Below are 16,566 nucleotides of genomic sequence, written 5' to 3' on the forward strand. Positions count from 1 at the left end.
TCGCATCAATTATGATGATGTTAACAAAATTGGCGGAGTGGACGGGACTCGAACCCGCGACCCCCGGCGTGACAGGCCGGTATTCTAACCAACTGAACTACCACTCCGCGATCTTTTGTCTGCTTCAACAACATGTCGTTGAATGCGGCGAGATAATACGGTTATGATGCAGCGCAGTCAACCACTTTTTTAATAAAATTTACTGCTTGAGCATTTCAAGGACAATTTGATGAATTTACAAGCATATTTTCATCAATAGATGCTAATAAAAACAAAATAACGTTACTTACTCTTTTTCTTTCTACGTACTATAAAAAACCAAATAGCTGCACAGAGCATAACAATAACATTACCAGCAGCAATAATGATGAGTGTTTCTTTCTCAGCTTGTTCTTGTGCTACCTGTTTAGCAAGTAAAGCCTCTGCTCTTTCTTGTTCTGCTTTTTGCTCTGCTTTAATACGAATTTCACTAACCGTTTCAACTACTGCCGCTTCACCGTCTACATTTATTTTTTCATCTATTAAATCGTTATCCATTTCTACATTAAAGCTAAACTCAGGGACAACTAAACGAAACTCTCGTCCCGTTATTGTCTTACCAAAAGCACTAACATTAACACGATATATACCAGGCTCGGTGTTGGTAATAGTGGCGGTTCTATTGTCACTATCTTCCTCCATTATAGAGAAGGGCTGAATTTGCCTATCCGGAAAAGTAAACGTCCCTTGAAACACTAAACTATTGGGAACGACATAATTAGGATCTATAGCTAAATGTAACTGGTGTGGCTTTTCAGCGTCTTGTGATGTATCCACCGTAATGCGTACTGGATTTTTTTGTAATACAATAGGTTCTTGTCTTAATTCACGTGTCGCCATGGGTAATTTAATTAAGTAAACCGGCTGCCATTCGCCTGCAGCAAAATTTAAAAAAAACTCACCAGTAAAAGTATTATCACTAGCATACTCATCTAACCCTCGACCATCATCACGAAACGAGGCAACTTTAATCGCTGCAGCGCCAAAATTTTCGTATTGTGAATCGTTGGTACTGTAAAAGTTAACATCAAGATGAACAACTTTTTTAAATTCTGGCGTTTCGATTGCTTCACCCCCGTTAAACAATTTACCTTCAACTTTGAGTGTTTCACCTGAAAACACTACTTTAGGCAATGGTTCTACTTCAATAGTCACATCAGAGACGATTAATATATGACTATGAGGAAGAATATCTCCCACCGCTTGCCAAGGACCAGGCATAGGTTTTTTTATTTTAATCATGTCAAAAGTGCTATCATCAAACCATTGTACTTTCTCGTGATCAAACTCATTAACTCTTATTTTACTACCATCGGGTCTAATTAAGATGATAGGTCTGCTACCACTTTTACGATAAAAGATGAGCGTTATCTCGTCTAAATCCGCATCAAGGCGAAAACGGTTATTAAAATAAGGTATTTGATTGGTCACATTATCTGTTTGAAGGTATTGAACTGCGTTTTTATTACCCAACTCTCTATCATTAGCCAAGACTGCAGAGGCATTAAACGATAAAAAGCAATAGGCTAAGAAAAAAACGAAATAAGTGACTAACTTGGACATGTTAACGTTTTTGGAGTATAAAAAAATACGATAATTTATTTCCAAAGTGGCTCTCCTCCTTTTTTGCCGATGACAGCTATTCTATCGGCATGTGCTTCTAATTCATCGGCAGAAGCAGCAATAACCTTTAATTTATTACGATTCATTGAAACTCGTCTAATAGCATTGGCATCAGTGTTAGCATTATCACCTACGGATAAGTTAAAGCTTGACTGCTTACGTGTCATTTCAATGTAAACATAAGCCAAAAGCTGCGCATCGATTAATGCACCATGGTAAGTACGGTCTACTAATTGATCAACGCGATAAAATCGTGCCAAGTAATCTAAGGTTTTTGGTGAGCCTAATTCATCTTTTGACACTTTTAACGTATCGGTAATAGTACAGATATCTTCTGTCATCGGCAGTTTATCTTGAGCTCGCACCATTGAATTAAATAAAGAAAACTCATGGTCCATAAAGCCAACATCAAACTTTGAGTTATGTATAACTAGCTCTGCACCACGGATAAACTCAATAAATTCGTGCGCAACGTCGGAGAATATAGGTTTATCTGCAAGGAAATCATTCGTTAAGCCATGAATATTTATGACTTCTTGTTCCATCTGTAATACTTGGCCACGTTGGTCAAGTGGCTTTATGTAAACGTGATAAGTTCGCCCTGTTAACTGACGATTTATCATTTCAACACAGCCAATTTCTACAATACGGTGCCCTTCTCGCGGGTTGATACCTGTAGTTTCAGTATCTAAAATAATTAATCGTTTTTCTTGCTCTGTGTGTTGAGTATTGGTTACATTATTCACTGACAGGCCTTCTGGTAATATAAGTTACAATTTATAGTTAATCGCTAACTCTGGTTTGTTTATTATGGTAGTAAATGAGTGTTTAGTGAATAGCTACTTTTCGGGTAGTATTTGAGGAAATTCAATTAAGTTAATATTCATGCGTTTACTGCTAAAGCATAAAGTAATTAAGACAAAAACCAATAACCCTTGGCAAACTAACCATGATATTGAAGTTAATTGCCAATAGAAAAAAGCGCTAAGGTTAACAGTAAAATCAAAAATAAGCGCGCTCACCAACATTATTCGACAATAAGGCCACACTAATTTCACCCAATTAGCCGCGTTTGGACGACGTAAGCTAATCAGCGTAACAACACATAGCCCTATTATCCCTGATAACAAGCTTAAAAAAAATAGCCGAGTTTCTGGATATATCCACTGCATAGTGACCACTCTATCTTTCATATTAGTAACAGAGATAAGCCATACTAAATAACCTCGTAAAACAAAAAGTAATACGAGGTAAAAAACTTTTGATAATTTTACGCAATCAAATTTATCAAAGTCTTCGATAGAATAAGTTTGATACAGTTTAGACAATAGACGTTCGTTCATCTTTTAAGGTTCTTTCTTGGTGTAACAAACGCTGACCAGCGGTAATTGCTTTTACTGCTTTTGAGTTAAACTCTCGTGTATATAGCGTTTTAACAACCCATAAACTCATTATGATTAATAAAATGGGGTGTAGAAACCAGCACATAGCCGCTAAGGCAAAATAATAAGTTCTTAGCCCATAATTATAAGAGTGTGCTGCTTGATCTTGTACTGTTGCCATTTCTTTAGCATAGGCTTTCAAATTTTCATTGGTCCCTAAACGATCAATAGGTGCAGCACCTATCATCACATTCAAAAAACCGTATTGGCGCATAGACCAAGTAAATTGAAAAAATGAAATAACAAAAATAAGGACTAACAAGCTTAGTTTTAGTTGTATCGCTAAGTGAGTGACTTGCGCTGCATAAGGTAAAGACATGATCACCGCTTCTAACGTTTCTACCTTAGCAAATAAAGTAAAGATACCCGCTAGAATTAATAAAGTACTGGAAGCAAAAAAAGCAATATTACGTTCTAAATTAGCTAATAAAGAGGCGTCAGATACTTTAATTTCACGTGAAATAACTTCATGCATCCAATGAATGCGGTGCTGGTGTAAAGACCTAGCAATACAGTCGGTTGTCTTGGCTTTTTTTCGAGCAAAAACAGTATAGCCATACCAAGAAAAAATAAAAATAGATAACGCTAGAATATCAACTAGAGTAAAGGGCAAGTTCAATTCCTCAATATATAACGAGATAAATGAAAATAAGATTATACGTCAACCGCTTTTATTGACCAACAACTTAACTTTATAATCATTCGCTTTATAATTATTTTAAAACACGCATTAGTAAAACCTGATTCATACATATTACACAATAACCGTGCTATAAGTCATTTTGGTTACAAAGTAAAAAATGAGGCAAGTATGTGGTAAATTGTTTTAGCTACTGTAAAGTAACCGCTTAAAGTACTGCAAGCATGTACCTTAATTGATTAGGTGTATATAATAGAGAATTAGTTTTAAGCTTAAATACTTATACTTAAATACTTATAGATATATAATGAGATATCTATAAATATACTCTATAAAAAATATAATCTACAAAGGAAATTATATGTTGCCTATTAAGAGAATCGCGTTATTAGCTGCCTTGTCAACAACACTGGCTGCCTGTAATAGCAACTCAACGCTATCTTCTTCAGCAGCATTACCTGGAAGTTGGCACGTTAGTTCTATTCAAAATAAAGCCGTTATTGCTAACAGTAACGCTCAATTAACCTTTAATACTGAAAATAAATTAAGCGGCTCTGCATCTTGTAATATTATGTTTGCTAGCTATACACTAAACGCTGATAAAATAGATATAGGTCCAGTAGCAACCACGCAAAAAATGTGTTTATCTGCTTCGATGGATCAAGAGCAATTACTGTTACAAGCACTAAATAAAGTAAAACGTTTTCAACTAAACAATGATGAGTTGTCAATGTACGACCAACAGGGTGTGCTACAGATACAGGCGAAACGAACTAAGCTATAATTTATCATTACGGCTACGGTCAAGCTTAAGAACGATTAATTATACTATTAATGTTATATAGCATTATAAGTTATAACTAAATATCACTTCTTTTTTTATAACAACGCGATATTCTACATTTTTGAAGCGTAACTACTTTACAGGATCAAGCATGTCTAAAATTTTCGAAGACAATACCACAACAATAGGTAACACACCTTTAGTTAAATTAAACCGCGTAATTAATAGTGATAATGGCGCGAATGTTTACGCAAAAATTGAAGCAAGAAACCCAAGCTTTAGTGTTAAGTGTCGTATTGGCGCAAGCATGGTTTGGGACGCCGAAGAAAAAGGTTTATTAAGCCCTGGAAAAGAAATAGTTGAACCAACAAGTGGTAATACAGGTATTGCCTTAGCGTTTGTGGCTGCTGCACGTGGTTACGGTATAACACTGACCATGCCTAGTACAATGAGCTTAGAGCGCCGTAAGTTATTAATCGCTTTAGGCGCTAAGGTTGAACTGACCGACGGTACTAAAGGTATGGGCGGCGCTATTGCCAAAGCACAAGAGCTTAAAGATTCAGATCCAGAAAAATATGTATTATTAGGTCAGTTTGATAACCCAGCTAACCCTAAAATTCATGAAGAAACTACTGGCCCTGAAATTTGGAATGATACTGACGGTAATGTAGATATATTTGTCGCTGGTGTTGGTACTGGTGGTACATTAACAGGTACCAGCCGCTACCTTAAATTAACTAAAGGCAAAGCCATTACAACAGTAGCCGTTGAGCCGACTGACTCACCAGTAATTTCTCAAGCACTGGCTGGTGAAACATTAACACCTGGTCCGCATAAAATCCAAGGGATAGGTGCTGGCTTTATTCCTGGTAACTTAGATTTAGATATGGTTGATGCTGTTGAACTGGTATCAAATGAAGACGCCTTTGCTATGGCGCATCGTTTAATGAAAGAAGAAGGGATACTTGCCGGTATTTCATCAGGTGCGGCGGTTGTTGCAGCTAAGCGCCTTGCTGAGCGCCCTGAAAACAAAGGTAAAAATATTGTAGTTATTTTAGCGAGTTCTGCTGAGCGTTATTTATCAAGCCCACTGTTTACTGAAAGCTTTAGTGATAAAGAGCTGGTGCAATAAGTTTAGCTGGCGGTTAAACGAAAATGACCAAACTAGTTATTTACACATATCTTTGTTAAACATTGAAAAGGCACCTTAGGTGCCTTTTCAATAACACACGTAAACATTTAACTTCACTTTAATAAAGTAATTACGTTAGTATTGACTTACAACTCATACCTTTTGATTTATTTCCAATGTCCTATTTTAAAAAAGTGCTCTTAGCCCTATCATTGTGTCCAATATTATTACTAACGGCTTGTAGCGAAGAAGATACATCGAAGATAACTGAAGTCGACCATCCAGAGTTTGTAGCGCTTGCTTTTTTTGATGCCCTTTATAATGAAAAAAACATAAAAAAAGCCGCCTCTGTTTGCACCCCTAAATTAGCTCGACTTGTTATGCATTACCGCTCACCAGAAGCGGTCGGTCGTCATTTGTTTAACATGTCTTACGACACAGTTGATGTAAAGCCTGATAATGGTGGCGTAAAAGTCAGGGAGCAATTTAAAGGTAGTGCAAATATCACTGTTTATTTTGATGGTTACTATCAAGAAAAACGTATTAAAGAAGTTAAACGCTTAGCAATAGTTCAACGTGATGGTCAATGGTATATTGATAAAATACTCAAAGATCCCTTTTAAACTCGCTATTTCCCCCTCCGTTAATGCTTTTGTTATCATAAGCATTAAAAAACACTGATAAGATAAAAATAATGTTAAAAATAGGTACTTACCAACACTTTAAAGGTAACTTTTACCAAGTACTTCACATTGCTAGACACAGTGAGACAGAAGAATATATGGTGGTCTATCACCCCGCAGATAATAAAAGCGATATATGGCTTCGTCCGTTAGCGATGTTTAATGAAACTATTGAGCGCGACGGTAAAAAAATGAAACGCTTTAATTTTATTAAGCCTTAGCTTTATTAAACCTTAGCCTAACGACTGCTCTCACTCAGCTGGTTCTATTTACTGAACGTTTATATAAAGTGAGATTTAACGTTATCACTTTAATTAATTGAAAAAAAATGATGTTCTTGCCAAGGTACTTGCTTATGTGCAAGTGCTGTTACCTGTGCTTTTTCTGGACCATGGGCTAGCCATAGCAGTACTTTTTCAATATTCTTTTGCTCTCCACAAAGTAACACTTCAACACTACCGTCTGTTAGGTTACGGGCATAACCACTTAAGCTATGTTCAATCGCTTGTTGCTGCGTGGATGCTCGAAAATAAACACCTTGTACCCGACCTGAAATATTCGCAATATAGCTAACATTCATAAAAAAATCTCTATAATTATTATGATATTATTTTAAGTAAAATTTGCACCTCAGCTTATCTTTGATTAAAATTGGTGCCAATTCCTCTCTGATTAACCAGCACGACCGCAAATAACAAGCAAACGTTATAGTTTGTCATTGATATGTTGTCAGTTAATCATCAAAAATAAGTATAGACCTATGTCAGCAAGAATTTCTTTAAATGTTGGTCGTGAAAAATCATTATTACGTAAACATCCGTGGATTTTTTCAAAAGCAATAAACAAAATCAAAGGTAACCCGATGCTTGGCGATACAGTTGATGTATTCGATAGTAAAGGTAATTGGTTAGCTAAGGGAGCTTACTCTCCTGACTCTCAAATAAGAATTAGAGTGTGGAGCTTTGATGAACATCAAGAAATAGATCGTGACTTTTTCTTTACTAAGTTAAAAAATGCACAAGCAAGACGTGATTGGTTTATTAATCAAGGCAAGTTAACAGGTTATCGACTCATTGCCGGTGAATCTGACGGTTTACCCGGTGTCACCATTGATAAATACGACAATTTTATTGTTTGTCAATTACTTAGTGCCGGCGCAGATTTTCAGCGTTACACCCTTGTTGACTGCTTAACAGAGCTTTACCCTGAATGTCATATTTATGAGCGCTCTGATGTAGATGTGCGTAAAAAAGAAGGCTTAGCACCCGTAACCGGTTGGTTAACCGAACCACAAGACTCAACAGAATGTATCATTGAAGAGCATGGTATAAAAATACATGTTGATATTGCCACAGGTCATAAAACAGGCTTTTATTTAGATCAACGTGATTCCAGATTAGCTGCTGGTAAATTTGCTAAGGGTAAAACGGTACTTAACTGCTTCTCTTATACCAGTACTTTTTCTTTGCATTGCGCCGCAAATGATGCCAAAGAAGTCGTTAATGTCGATGTATCACAAGCGGCACTTGATATGGGCAAACGTAATTTAGAGTTAAATGGCTTATCAGAGGCTAATGTTTCTTTCGTAAAAGAAGATGTTTTTAAATTATTACGCAAGTACCGAGAGCAAAAACGCACTTTTGACATGATAATTCTCGACCCACCTAAGTTTGTGGAATCAAAAGCACAGCTAACAGGTGCTTGTCGAGGTTATAAAGACATTAACATGCTGGCCATGCAGTTATTAAACCCTGGCGGCTTACTATTAACATTCTCTTGCTCAGGCTTAATGGAGGCAAGCTTATTTCAAAAAGTAGTTGCTGATGCTGCTTTAGATGCAAAAAGGAATGTCTATTTTGTTGAGCGATTACAACAAGCGGCAGATCATCCCATTTCTTCTAACTACCCTGAAGGTTACTATTTAAAAGGATTAGTTTGTCAAGTAGAGTAGTTAGTACTAAAAAGCCAGAGTAAACTCTGGCTTTTTTATCATTGCAAAAAAATTAGCTAATCTATTTCTTCAATAGTAATACCAATAAGGTAACAATTATTACTTTCTTGCTCAACACGTACAACTCGACCAGACACATCAAGCGCTTGTATTTGGCTACCTGCAGAGTCTACTTTCACGTTTACTTGTGTCGAAAGCGCTAAAGGGTGATCTATTTCAAATGCCATACCTGTCGCACTTAAGTCACGACAAGTAGCAGACATGTGAGTATTAATTTCTTCATCTATCACAGTGACGGCCACTTCACTATTTAACATCATACGATAAAAGTCACGCTTATCTTCAAAACCTTTCATTAGCTCTCCTCAACAGACTAGGTCTACTACATTATGGTTAATTCTTTATACTGAGCAAGTAAAGAGCTGTCAATAATTCAACGGAAAATAATGCCCAACTTTTAGTTAACTTTACCCTAAGCTTCACTTAAGCAAAATCTTTTAGATGCATTAAAATACGTTTAACTGATATTGGCGCTGCAGTACCTAAATTTTGTGCAAACAAAGAGATTCTAAGCTCTTCAATCAACCAACGTGTGGCCAGTAGCTCACTTTCAATCGGCTTATCTTTTCTTTGTTTAGCAAGAATAGCATTATAGCGCTCATTTACTTTATTTACTTCAATCAGTTTTAACCTATCTTGATTTGGATCACTAGGCAGCTTTTCTAAGCGACGCAACATACCTTGTAAATAGCGAATAATATCATCGAGTTTAGCTAAGCCTGAGTCACTAACAAAACCTTTAAAGACCAGCTGTTCGCATTGCTGCTTAATATCGCTATGTGATTGAATAACATTTAAAGGGACACTCCCTTTCATTTTTTTAGTCACTTCGTGGCGTAAAGTTAGCGCGCGCTCAACTTTAATTGCCGCAGTTAATACACAGTCGGCTATTTCAGCCCTGACATAATCACAACACAACGCAAACTGCTGTGCTTCTCTAGGCAGTTGTCCATTATTATGTTGTTGAGCGAAAGCTTGTACCAATGACAAACAAGCACCTTGAATACAGTCTTGTAACAATTCATTAATTGATCCAAACGGATTAAAATACAAACCTAATTTGGCTTTATTGGGTAACTTTTCCTGTAAATACTTTAAAGGCGTTGGAATATTTAATAATATTAGTCGACTTATGCCTTTTAACATAGCAGCTTGCGCGTGTTGCTCTTGTTCAAAAAGCTCAATCGCTACGCTACTTTTATGGTCAACTAAGGCAGGAAACGCCTTAATAGTAATATTAGCAACTTTCTTTTCATAACCTTTAGGTAAAGCACCAAAATCCCACTGGGTTAAATCAGCTTGTTCAATCCCCTTCTCAGCCACTTTTTTAATAGAGGCTTTCACTTTACCTTGTAGCTCAGCTTTTAGCGTATTAAGGTCTCTGCCCTGCTTCAGTAACACACCTTTATCATCAACTACCTGAAAGTTCATGGTTAAGTGCACCGGTAGGGAGATATCTTGCCAAGCCTCTTCGGGTAAACGCACTCCTGTCATACGCAATAACTGTTTTGCTAATGCTTGTTGTAAGCTGCCTTGCTCAACAGGCATTGCTGCTACGCAGGCCTGTGCATAATTAGGTGCAGGCACAAAGTTACGCCTGAGCGTTTTAGGCAAGGCTTTAATTAACGCGATAGCTAATTCATCACGTAATGCTGGGATTAACCAATCAAAGCCGGTATCTTGTACTTGATTCAATAAGGCTACTGGTATAATAACGCTAATACCGTCGTCAATATCACCTGGGCTAAAGTGATATTTCAGTGGTAGTGTAATATGCCCTTGTTGCCAAGTATCAGGATAATCACGGACACTTAATTCATCACTCGACTCGTTTAATAAAAAAGCTTTACTAAAATCAAGTAATTGACCATTAACTTGTTTAGCTTTTTTCCACCAAGCAAGAAAACTACGTTGGCATACAATGGTATCCGGTAGTTTATCACTGTAAAAATCAACTAAGTGTTGCTCATCAATTAAAAAGTCTCTACGCCGCGCCTTTTGCTCCAGCGCTTCAATACTGGCGACTAATTGCTGATTTTTACTTAAAAACTTTTCTTTAATAACACAATCACCATTAACTAGTGCTTCGCGAATAAATATATCACGACAAGTAGCCGGCTCAATGTTGTGAAAATTAATTTTACGTTTACTAACAATACTTAAGCCATATAACGTGACTTGCTCAAAGGCCATAACCGCGCCTTGTTTTTTCTCCCAGTGCGGTTCACTGTAATTACGCTTAACAAGATGCTGTGCAAGTGGTTCGAGCCATAAGGGATCTATTTTGGCATTCATGCGCGCAAACAATCGACTCGTTTCTACTAGTTCAGCCGACATTAACCACTTGGGTGATTTTTTAGCTAACGCTGAGCCTGGGAAAATAAAAAACTTCATACCGCGCGCACCTTTATATTCGCGGTTTTCGTCTTGCTGACCAATATGACTAAGTAAACCAGATAATAATGCTTGGTGCACAGGCGTTAAGGTACTGTCTTGCTCACTATCTTTTACTTTATCTACCTCTGTTCCTAGTTTTTGACTTTGCTGCACACTAGCCATCGTAAAGCGATAATTAACAGAGGTGAGTGTTATTTTTTGCTCTTTTAACGTTAACTTTAATTGGCTAAAAATATCTTGCCATTCACGTAAACGCACATAAGACAGAAATTCGCGTTGGCACATTTTTCTAAATTGATTTTGCGTTAAATCTTTTTTCTGAACGTTAATATACTGCCAAAGGTTAAGTAAACTAATAAAGTCAGAAGTTTTGTTTTTAAAGCGATTATGTTTTTCATCACTCAGCTGCTGTTTTTCATGTGGTCTTTCTCGTGGGTCTTGAATACTTAACGCACTAACAATGATGAGTACTTCTTCAATACAGCCAAACTCAATGGCTGAAATAACCATTTTAGCTAAACGTGGATCTATCGGAAACTTTGCTAACAAGCGCCCTGATTTAGTTAATTGTGTTGCGGTTTTTGACGCCTTAGCCGCATTATTACCATAACGATTACTATGATGTGCTTTTCGTGCATTAGCTTTCGTGTTACTAATCGTTTCAACCGCAGCTATTTCTTCTAATAAGCGAATACCGTCAGTGATATTTCTATTATCAGGGGCTTCAACAAACGGAAAATGAGCAATATCGCCTAAATCTAACGCATGCATTTGTAAAATAACGGTAGCTAAATTAGTACGTAAAATCTCCGGGTCAGTAAATTCTGCGCGACTTTTAAAATCATCTTCTGAATAGAGACGAATACAAATACCTTCAGAAACACGACCACAACGACCAGAGCGTTGATTAGCACTCGCTTGTGAAATTGGTTCAATGGGTAAACGTTGTACTTTAGTACGGTAACTATAGCGTGAAATACGTGCCGTACCGGGGTCAATAACATACTTAATGCCTGGTACGGTTAAACTCGTTTCAGCAACGTTAGTCGCTAAGACTATATTTCGACCATTATGAGGTTTAAATATTTGATTCTGTTCACTGACCGTTAAGCGCGCATAAAGCGGTAAAATAGTGGTATGACGTAAATTAGCTTTATTTAACGCTGCAGCGGTATCACGTATTTCACGCTCACCATTGAGAAAAATAAGAATATCGCCTTGCCCACAATCACTGAGCTCATCAACAGCCTGTAAAATACCGCTAATGATGTCAACATCTTGTGTCGACTGCTCTTCATCATCATTAGCGATACGATCATTTAAGGGACGATAGCGCATTTCTACAGGGTATGTTCTCCCTGACACTTCAATAACAGGTGCAGGTACACCCGCTTTATTAGCAAAGTGTTTGGCAAAACGCTGTGGATCTATGGTTGCAGAGGTGATAATTAACTTAAGATCTGGTCTTTGGGTAAGAATTTGCTTTAAATAACCTAAAATAAAATCGATGTTTAGACTACGCTCATGCGCTTCATCAATAATAATAGTGTCGTATTTAAGTAATAACCGATCTCTTTGCATCTCTGCTAATAAAATACCGTCAGTCATTAATTTAATATAACTTTGCTCGCTTACTTGGTCATTAAAGCGCACTTTATAGCCAACTTGCTCACCTAAGCGCGTACCTAACTCGTCAGCAATACGATTAGCAACGGTTCTTGCCGCAATACGCCTAGGCTGTGTATGACCAATAAGACCATCGACACCACGGCCCAGCTCCAAACATATTTTAGGGATTTGTGTGGTTTTACCTGAGCCGGTTTCACCGGCAATAATAACCACTTGATTAGCAGCAATAGCAGCAGATATCTGTTCAGCACTTTCTGAAATAGGTAAACCTTCAGGATAAGTGATTTTAGGTAAGTTATTAATTTTTATATTTTTATCGTCAATTGACTTGAGTATTTGCTGCTGTAAAGGCTCAAGCAATTTACTGTGTTGTTCAGATAAATTCAGTGTCGCTAATTCAGCAGGAGACTTGTCTCTTGCTTGATGCGAAATGGTCTTTTTAAGGTGCATTAACCTTTTTTTAAAACGTACCGCATCACAAGTCTTTGCTTGTGGCAGTAATTCAAAAAGGTGTTCGATATCGGAAAATGAGGTAATAGCAGCAAGGTTAGACACAGGCAAAACAAACTCGGATAGAAAATAAAAACAGCATTTTAGCAGTAAAACACGCTAAATACAGCGCGTAAAACATGATAAGTTGTTTGTTAAGCGTATAATAAGCCTTATGTCATAAAAACCTTGTAACTACAGGCTTGGCTTGCTTATAACAAAGTCTTTAATAAGGCTAATAACCGGCTTAAGTATTACACCGCAGCATGGCTTTTTTCTATAAGAGTTCTTGTTTTAGCGTACTTATAACATGCCTGTAACACCTCATTACGAGAAATAGTCCCCAACAAATTGCCATCATCATCAATAACGGGGTAAAGTTTGGGTTTATTTTTAATCATGGTTTGTCCTAACCCTATAATACTATCGTAAGGCTTCACAGATAATACCTCTTTGTGCATAATATCTTTAATATTAGCGACATGCTCATTGAAGTAGAGCGTTTCTAACATTTTCTTTAGCACATCAGCCTCTGAAATAAAGCCAACAACTTTATAGTTCTTATCAATAACAGGACCACCCAGTTGCTTGGTTTTTAAAAAGCGTAAAGCCGCTTCTTCAACTGACATATTCTCGGTAAATGTTACCGGATATTGATTCATATATGCGTGTATTTTTAATGATTCCATAATATCCCTTAACTAAATCGCTATTTAGTTTGTCATATGATGAGCACAAGACTAGCTTCAATAATAACTGTAGATAAGCCTTTGCCAAAAAACCACTTTTTTGTTTACTTTATATAATTAACGTTTAGATGAAAAATTAGTTTTACCTTCTTTGAACACTAATAAGAAGGTAAAACTAAAAAGGTTAACGCTATAAATAATATAATGTCTGCCTAAAAATAAAGGGGGATAGCGTTAAGTCTCACTTTTTTGCTTCGCTATACCTCGCACGCCAATAAGATTACCTATTAACATTAACCCACCACCAATCAGTAACGGAACTTCAAAAGCTTCGTTATAAAAAGCTACACCCACTAAGGCGATTAACGGTAGTCTGAAAAAGTCGAGAGTCATAACGGTAGTTACTTCCGCATATTGCATCGTTTTAGCTAAACAATAATGAGCTAGTAAGGCACTTAGTCCTATAACACTTAGCCAAAGCCACTGCTGACCTTGTGGCCACACCCAGTCTGTTAAAGACAAGATAAAACCAATAGGTAATTGAACAATACACATAAAAAGTAAAATAGTTAACGGTGATTCCGTTTTTGCTAACGATTTAGTTGCACTGTGCGATAGTGCAAAACAAATAGCAGAGCCTAAAACAACAATCGACGCATAATCAATTAGAGCATAGCCTGGTTGTACTATAACAAGCACACCTAAGATGCCAAAAAATATCGCAAATAACTTATTTCTAGTCACTTTTTCATCAAGAAAAACACTCGCAATTAATAAGGTCCAAATGGGTACAGTAAATTCTAACGCAAATACTTCAGCCAATGGCAGTAAACCAATACCGAAAAACCAACCATATTGCGCAATAAAATGAAAAACATTACGAAATAGATGCAATTTAATGATCTTAGCCCGTGGTTGATTAACCGTCATATTGGTCTGTGTACGATTTCCCTTACTATGCTTAACGCGTGACTGGATAAAATAAATACCTGATAAAAAGACTAAACCGATGACGCTGCGAATAAATAATGACTGAGCAATACTGACTTCACCACTTAATTCACGTGCTCCGATAGCTAAAATAGAAAAAGAAGCCAGTGCGCCTGACATCCATAAAAAAAGAACCATATAATGTAAACTCTACTACTAATTTTTAAAACCATTGGGGATCGAATAATACCATAACAGAGTATTTTAAGACGAAATAGAAATAATGATAAAGTTATTATCAGCGATAAAGCTATAGTTATTAACTGTTAAGCTTTAATCAGGTAACATAAAGACAATTAACAATGACTTTATTAATCGGAATCTTATGAATATTGTTTGTGCCAACTGCTTTACCACCAACCGCATCCCTGATGATAAAGACTATAACAAAGGAAAGTGTGGTAAATGCCAACAAGCGGTTTATTCCGCTAAACCGACAGACTTAACTACCAATACATTTTACCCTTTTGTTGAACGTAACGACTTACCCGTTATCGTAGATTTTTGGGCTAGTTGGTGCGGCCCCTGTCAGAGTATGGCGCCTACGTATAGTAAAGTAGCGCAATCATCTCCTACGTTATTATTTTCAAAAGTAAATACTGAACAAGTACAACAGATTGCTGCTGACGCCAATATCCGTAGTTTACCTACCTTAGTATTTTTTAATCAAGGTAAAGAGGTTGACCGCATTTCTGGTGCTTTAAATGAAATGCAAATGAAACAGTGGATAGCAGGATGCTTACAAAAAATAACTTAGTTAGTTATTTCGCGCAACGAGACGTTGCTCTGCTGCTGTGACTAATGCCGTTAATTCACCATTACATTTCATTCGCTAAATTTCTTGGTCAATACGCGGCACTACCTCTCGATACTATTCATTAATGTAATGATATAAAGGTAATCGAACCAACGGCTCTTTAATCGACTTGATTGACAAGTTAGTTGAGGATAAAGCAGCATTGGCATCACTCACCATAAAAAATTTCACCTACTCTCCCACTTATTCTTGCACTTATACTTTCACTTAGAAAACTACCACGCCGTAAAATAATACTATGGTATTATTAGAGGATAAATGCGCTTGGTGACATGGATTTTAGAGCTGATACTTCGGAATAATGAATCTACATGAAACCTTCATTGCTGAAAAGTTATTATGGGTGGCCTAATAAATTACTAATAAATTAGCTCGATTAGCTTTTTTATGGGTAGCTGCTGATAAGTTATAAAACATGAAAAATTTAAGCTTCAATCCCCCAACCATCGGTATAACCTTTATACTGAGTGACTATTTCTTCAAACCGAGCTTCTAGCGCAATAATAGCATCATAAAGAGGTAATAATTTTATTGAACAAGCCAAAGCCCACACTTTGGGATTGTCATCAATATGAACATCACAAATAATATCAGGATCTACTTCAGCAAGATAAGCTGCCATAGCCTCCGCTTGCTCTTGTGATCCAAATAAGTGATAAAAAACAACAGTATGAATTACCGTTAAATCGATACCTGCCTTTTGCATTTCAAACAATACTTTACCTGTTTCATCTTTTGGGAACTTCATATGACTCTTCAACGCTATAAAATTAATGACGGCATTATAAACGGCAATGTTTTAAATGAATAGAAACAAAATATATTTAATCGTTGTAACAATACCAAGACGACGATGTAAGCCTAACCTCATGTTCATTAAACAAAATATAAAACTGTTCTTATGGGTGGCCTGATAAATTTCCGAACGATAAATCAAACACTAAGCCTGCTTCATTAAACGCCGAATTATGGCACAAGGATGTGCCATCAGCACTGATACGTCGAAGAATATTGGGCGTCATGGAGAAAACACGTTTAATGCAGTAGCGCCGAGGAGTCCAGAGCCAAAGAAGTATGAGCGGCGCTAGCCTCCCCTCTCTTTTTTGGGTGTAGTCGCCACCGCGACAATTATAAATTAAAGCCTATAAAAACTTAATGTGTACCTGACCCCATTTATTTATGACCCCATTTATTTTCGACA

General features: G+C 36.9%; 17 protein-coding genes and 1 tRNA gene. 6 read left to right on the plus strand and 12 right to left on the minus strand.

From position 1 onward, the window contains the following. Positions 1-30: 30 nt before the first annotated feature. The 5 genes from FCS21_RS15395 to FCS21_RS15415 form a co-directional block, all read right to left on the minus strand. Positions 31-107, minus strand: a tRNA-Asp gene (locus tag FCS21_RS15395). 175 nt (positions 108-282) lie between these two features. Further along, positions 283-1,647, minus strand: a complete 1,365-nt coding sequence (locus tag FCS21_RS15400) for a TIGR03503 family protein (RefSeq protein WP_246047303.1) — start codon at positions 1,645-1,647, stop codon at positions 283-285. Then, positions 1,638-2,408, minus strand: coding sequence for a DNA polymerase III subunit epsilon (gene dnaQ, locus FCS21_RS15405; protein WP_138624428.1), 771 nt, complete (start codon positions 2,406-2,408; stop codon positions 1,638-1,640). Before dnaQ ends, FCS21_RS15400 begins: the two co-directional genes overlap by 10 nt. Before the next feature lie 93 nt (positions 2,409-2,501). Beyond that, positions 2,502-3,005, minus strand: coding sequence for a DUF2919 family protein (locus FCS21_RS15410; RefSeq protein WP_138624429.1), 504 nt, complete (start codon positions 3,003-3,005; stop codon positions 2,502-2,504). Beyond that, positions 2,983-3,717, minus strand: a complete 735-nt coding sequence (locus tag FCS21_RS15415; RefSeq protein ID WP_138624430.1) for a DUF599 domain-containing protein — start codon at positions 3,715-3,717, stop codon at positions 2,983-2,985. Before FCS21_RS15415 ends, FCS21_RS15410 begins: the two co-directional genes overlap by 23 nt. 388 nt (positions 3,718-4,105) lie before the next feature. Between FCS21_RS15415 and FCS21_RS15420 the strand changes: the two genes are divergently transcribed. The 4 genes from FCS21_RS15420 (at position 4,106) to FCS21_RS15435 (ending at position 6,564) form a co-directional block, all read left to right on the plus strand. Then, the gene (locus FCS21_RS15420; protein ID WP_138624431.1) at positions 4,106-4,528 is read left to right on the plus strand and encodes an META domain-containing protein; all 423 of its coding nucleotides are present in this window, start codon (positions 4,106-4,108) and stop codon (positions 4,526-4,528) included. A 151-nt stretch (positions 4,529-4,679) separates the two neighbouring features. Continuing rightward, a complete protein-coding gene (cysK, locus tag FCS21_RS15425) occupies positions 4,680-5,660 on the plus strand; it encodes a cysteine synthase A (RefSeq protein WP_138624432.1) in 981 nt (326 codons plus the stop codon). 176 nt (positions 5,661-5,836) lie between these two features. Beyond that, positions 5,837-6,283 (plus strand): hypothetical protein, encoded by a 447-nt coding sequence (locus FCS21_RS15430; protein ID WP_118056153.1) that lies wholly within the window; start codon positions 5,837-5,839, stop codon positions 6,281-6,283. A gap of 71 nt (positions 6,284-6,354) precedes the next feature. After that, a complete protein-coding gene (locus FCS21_RS15435) occupies positions 6,355-6,564 on the plus strand; it encodes a DUF1653 domain-containing protein (RefSeq protein WP_138624433.1) in 210 nt (69 codons plus the stop codon). A gap of 89 nt (positions 6,565-6,653) precedes the next feature. On the opposite strand, the gene FCS21_RS15440 is transcribed toward FCS21_RS15435, so the two are convergent. Further along, a complete protein-coding gene (locus tag FCS21_RS15440) occupies positions 6,654-6,923 on the minus strand; it encodes an acylphosphatase (RefSeq protein WP_138624434.1) in 270 nt (89 codons plus the stop codon). Positions 6,924-7,103: 180 nt separating this feature from the next. On the opposite strand from FCS21_RS15440, the gene FCS21_RS15445 reads away from it, so the two are divergent. Further along, positions 7,104-8,294: a class I SAM-dependent methyltransferase gene (locus tag FCS21_RS15445; protein WP_138624435.1), complete on the plus strand. Its 1,191-nt coding sequence runs from the start codon at positions 7,104-7,106 to the stop codon at positions 8,292-8,294. Positions 8,295-8,350: 56 nt separating this feature from the next. On the opposite strand, the gene FCS21_RS15450 is transcribed toward FCS21_RS15445, so the two are convergent. The 4 genes from FCS21_RS15450 to FCS21_RS15465 form a co-directional block, all read right to left on the minus strand. Continuing rightward, positions 8,351-8,650, minus strand: coding sequence for a PilZ domain-containing protein (locus FCS21_RS15450; protein ID WP_118056199.1), 300 nt, complete (start codon positions 8,648-8,650; stop codon positions 8,351-8,353). 127 nt (positions 8,651-8,777) lie between these two features. Further along, a complete protein-coding gene (hrpA, locus tag FCS21_RS15455) occupies positions 8,778-12,899 on the minus strand; it encodes an ATP-dependent RNA helicase HrpA (protein WP_138624439.1) in 4,122 nt (1,373 codons plus the stop codon). 224 nt (positions 12,900-13,123) lie between these two features. Continuing rightward, entirely contained in the window at positions 13,124-13,558 is a 435-nt protein-coding gene (locus FCS21_RS15460; protein WP_138624436.1) for a CBS domain-containing protein, read from the minus strand. A 234-nt stretch (positions 13,559-13,792) separates the two neighbouring features. Next, the gene (locus FCS21_RS15465) at positions 13,793-14,686 is read right to left on the minus strand and encodes a DMT family transporter (protein ID WP_222927976.1); all 894 of its coding nucleotides are present in this window, start codon (positions 14,684-14,686) and stop codon (positions 13,793-13,795) included. 187 nt (positions 14,687-14,873) lie between these two features. Between FCS21_RS15465 and trxC the strand changes: the two genes are divergently transcribed. Next, positions 14,874-15,305, plus strand: coding sequence for a thioredoxin TrxC (gene trxC, locus FCS21_RS15470; RefSeq protein ID WP_138624437.1), 432 nt, complete (start codon positions 14,874-14,876; stop codon positions 15,303-15,305). A gap of 484 nt (positions 15,306-15,789) precedes the next feature. Here the strand turns inward: trxC and FCS21_RS15475 are convergent, their stop codons facing one another. After that, on the minus strand, positions 15,790-16,113 hold the full coding sequence (locus tag FCS21_RS15475) for a ribonuclease E inhibitor RraB (protein WP_138624438.1): 324 nt from the start codon (positions 16,111-16,113) through the stop codon (positions 15,790-15,792). 151 nt (positions 16,114-16,264) lie between these two features. Then, positions 16,265-16,387, minus strand: coding sequence for a hypothetical protein (locus FCS21_RS17120; RefSeq protein ID WP_281279978.1), 123 nt, complete (start codon positions 16,385-16,387; stop codon positions 16,265-16,267). Positions 16,388-16,566 lie beyond the last annotated feature (179 nt).

The sequence above is a fragment of the Colwellia ponticola genome, from assembly GCF_005885605.1.
In the GTDB taxonomy this organism is placed as follows: Bacteria; Pseudomonadota; Gammaproteobacteria; order Enterobacterales; family Alteromonadaceae; genus Colwellia; species Colwellia ponticola.

What these genes read in the sequence shown, in the direction of transcription:
- FCS21_RS15410 (WP_138624429.1), bottom strand. Translation starts at nt 3,005, where the DNA reads ATGAACGAACGTCTATTGTCTAAACTGTATCAAACTTATTCTATCGAA.
- FCS21_RS15420 (WP_138624431.1), top strand. Translation starts at nt 4,106, where the DNA reads ATGTTGCCTATTAAGAGAATCGCGTTATTAGCTGCCTTGTCAACAACA.
- cysK (WP_138624432.1), top strand. Translation starts at nt 4,680, where the DNA reads ATGTCTAAAATTTTCGAAGACAATACCACAACAATAGGTAACACACCT.
- FCS21_RS15430 (WP_118056153.1), top strand. Translation starts at nt 5,837, where the DNA reads ATGTCCTATTTTAAAAAAGTGCTCTTAGCCCTATCATTGTGTCCAATA.
- FCS21_RS15435 (WP_138624433.1), top strand. Translation starts at nt 6,355, where the DNA reads ATGTTAAAAATAGGTACTTACCAACACTTTAAAGGTAACTTTTACCAA.
- FCS21_RS15440 (WP_138624434.1), bottom strand. Translation starts at nt 6,923, where the DNA reads ATGAATGTTAGCTATATTGCGAATATTTCAGGTCGGGTACAAGGTGTT.
- FCS21_RS15445 (WP_138624435.1), top strand. Translation starts at nt 7,104, where the DNA reads ATGTCAGCAAGAATTTCTTTAAATGTTGGTCGTGAAAAATCATTATTA.
- FCS21_RS15450 (WP_118056199.1), bottom strand. Translation starts at nt 8,650, where the DNA reads ATGAAAGGTTTTGAAGATAAGCGTGACTTTTATCGTATGATGTTAAAT.
- FCS21_RS15460 (WP_138624436.1), bottom strand. Translation starts at nt 13,558, where the DNA reads ATGGAATCATTAAAAATACACGCATATATGAATCAATATCCGGTAACA.
- FCS21_RS15465 (WP_222927976.1), bottom strand. Translation starts at nt 14,686, where the DNA reads ATGGTTCTTTTTTTATGGATGTCAGGCGCACTGGCTTCTTTTTCTATT.
- trxC (WP_138624437.1), top strand. Translation starts at nt 14,874, where the DNA reads ATGAATATTGTTTGTGCCAACTGCTTTACCACCAACCGCATCCCTGAT.
- FCS21_RS15475 (WP_138624438.1), bottom strand. Translation starts at nt 16,113, where the DNA reads ATGAAGTTCCCAAAAGATGAAACAGGTAAAGTATTGTTTGAAATGCAA.
- FCS21_RS17120 (WP_281279978.1), bottom strand. Translation starts at nt 16,387, where the DNA reads ATGACGCCCAATATTCTTCGACGTATCAGTGCTGATGGCACATCCTTG.